Source organism: Sphingomonas sp. S-NIH.Pt3_0716 (genome assembly GCF_003950715.1).
Classification (GTDB): Bacteria; Pseudomonadota; Alphaproteobacteria; order Sphingomonadales; family Sphingomonadaceae; genus Sphingobium; species Sphingobium yanoikuyae_A.
Map to the genome: position 1 here is coordinate 1 of NZ_QLJK01000085.1, position 2,521 is coordinate 2,521.

Sequence of the window (2,521 nt, forward strand, 5' to 3'; positions counted from 1 at the left end):
GCCCCCAGCACGCTGTCGGCATGTTCGTGCCGACAGATGAGGAGGTCTGGCATGTATGTGTCTTCTTGGTTGTAGATGAGCGGCGATCCATCGATGCGGGATGCGTGGAGGCCGTGGGCGAGTGCGACGGCGGCGGGTGCGCAGCTGTCCCATTCATATTGGCCACCGGCGTGGAGATAGATGTCGGCCTGGCCCAGGATGACCGCCATGGCCTTGGCGCCGGCGCTGCCCATGGGGACCAGTTCGGCGCCCAGCGCCTCTGCGACCGCGACCGCCTGGGGGGCGGGGCGGGTGCGGGAGACGACCATGCGGAGCTTCTCGGGCGCGGGCGGCACGACACGCGGCTGGTCGGTGCGCAGGACGATGCCATCCTCATGCCCCGGCAGCGCGACCGCACCGATGGTCGGCACGCCGTCGATGGCAAGGCCGACATGGACGGCCCAGTCGGCGCGTTCCTCGCCATATTCGCGGGTGCCGTCGACCGGATCGACGATCCACACGCGGCTGTGGGTAAGTCTGGCTCCATCGCAGGCCATCTCCTCGGAGAGCAGGCCATCCTCGGCCCGCTGCTCCCGCAGGGCATGGACGAGGAACTGGTTGGCGGTCTGGTCGCCGGCCTTGCCGAGCGCCTTGGCGCTGAACAGGCCCGAGGCACGGACCTCCAGCAACAGGCGGCCGGCGGTCTCGGCGAGATGGGCGGCCAGGTCCGCGTCGGTCATGCTGCCCTCCCTCATTTGAGCGGCATGATCTTGCGGATGATATGCTCGGCGGCCTCTTCCGGCGTCATCTCGACGGTGTTGACCCGTATTTCCGGAGCGGTGGGTGCCTCATAGGGACTGTCGATGCCGGTGAAGTTCTTGAGGCTGCCCGAGCGGGCCTTCTTGTAGAGACCCTTGACGTCGCGCGCCTCGGCGACCTCGAGCGGGGTATCGACGAAGATCTCGATGAACTCGCCGTCGGGCAGCATCTCGCGCACCATCTCGCGCTCGGCGCGGAAGGGCGAGATGAAGGCGGTCAGCACGATCAGGCCCGCGTCGGCCATCAGCTTGGCAACCTCGCCGACGCGGCGGATATTCTCGATCCGATCCGCCTCGGTAAAGCCCAGATCCTTGTTGAGGCCATGGCGGATATTGTCGCCGTCGAGCAGGAAGGTGTGGCGGTTCATCAGCGCGAGCCGCTTTTCCACCTCATTGGCGATGGTCGACTTGCCCGAGCCGGACAGGCCGGTGAACCAGAGGATGCGGGGCAGCTGGTTCTTGAGCGCGGCATGGGCCTCGCGGCCGATGTCGGTCGCCTGCCAATGGACATTCTGCGCCCGGCGCAGCGAGAAGTGGAGCATGCCCGCCGCCACGGTGCGGTTGCTGATCTTGTCGATCAGAATGAAGCCGCCGAGCGTGCGGTTATCGGCATAGGGCTCGAACGTGATCGGCTTGTCGGTCGCCAGTTCGGCAACGCCAATGGCATTGAGGTCCAGCGTCTTGGCGGCCAGATGCTCCATCGTGTTGACGTTGACGACATATTTGGGCGCCTGGACGGTGGCCGAGACGCTCTGCGTGCCGATCTTGAGCCAATAGGGCCGGCCCGGCAGCATCGCCTCGTCATCCATCCACACGATGGTCGCCTCGAACTGGCTGGAGACCTCCGGCGGATTGTCGGCGACCGCGATCACGTCGCCGCGCGAACAGTCGATCTCGTCGGCGAAGCAGAGCGTCACCGACTGGCCGGCGATCGCTTCGTCGAGGTCGCCATCAAGGGTAACGATGCGGCTGATCGTCGATGTCTTGCCCGAAGGCAGCACGCGCACGGCGTCGCCCGGCTTGACCGATCCGCTGGCGATCAGCCCGGCAAAGCCGCGAAAGTCGAGGTTCGGGCGATTGACCCACTGGACCGGCATGCGGAAGGGCTTGGCCGCCGCGGTGGTGGCATCGACCTCGACGCTTTCGAGATGCGCCATCAGGGTTGGCCCCTGATACCAGGGGGTGTTGTCGGACCGGGCGGTGATATTGTCGCCCTTGAAGCCGGAGATCGGGATGGGCGTGAAGGCGCTGATGCCGATCGATTGGGCGAACTCGGCATAATCGGCGACGATCTTGTCGAACACGGCCTGGTCATAGCCGACCAGGTCCATCTTGTTGACGGCGAGCACGATGTTGCGGATGCCGATCAGGTGGGCGAGGTAGCTGTGGCGCCGCGTCTGGGTGAGGATGCCCTTGCGCGCGTCGATCAGGATGACGGCCAGGTCGGCGGTGGAGGCGCCGGTGACCATGTTGCGGGTATATTGTTCATGGCCGGGCGTATCGGCGACGATGAACTTGCGCTTCTCGGTAGCGAAGAAGCGATAGGCGACGTCGATGGTGATGCCCTGTTCGCGCTCGGCGGCGAGCCCATCGACCAGCAGGGCGAAGTCGATCTCGCCGCCTTGCGTGCCGACGCGCTTGCTATCGGCCTGCAGCGCCTCGAGCTGATCCTCGAAGATCATCTTCGAATCATAGAGCAGCCGCCCGATCAGGGTGGACTTGCC

At 65.7% G+C, this 2,521-nt stretch carries 2 protein-coding genes; both read right to left on the reverse strand.

The features are described 5' to 3' along the window. Positions 1-719, reverse strand: a 719-nt coding sequence (locus BRX37_RS26035) for a 3'(2'),5'-bisphosphate nucleotidase CysQ (protein ID WP_206434236.1), incomplete at its 3' end; no start/stop codon positions are given. 11 nt (positions 720-730) lie between these two features. Then, positions 731-2,521: sulfate adenylyltransferase subunit CysN (gene cysN, locus BRX37_RS26040; RefSeq protein ID WP_125990328.1), on the reverse strand; the 1,791-nt coding region annotated here is incomplete at its 5' end.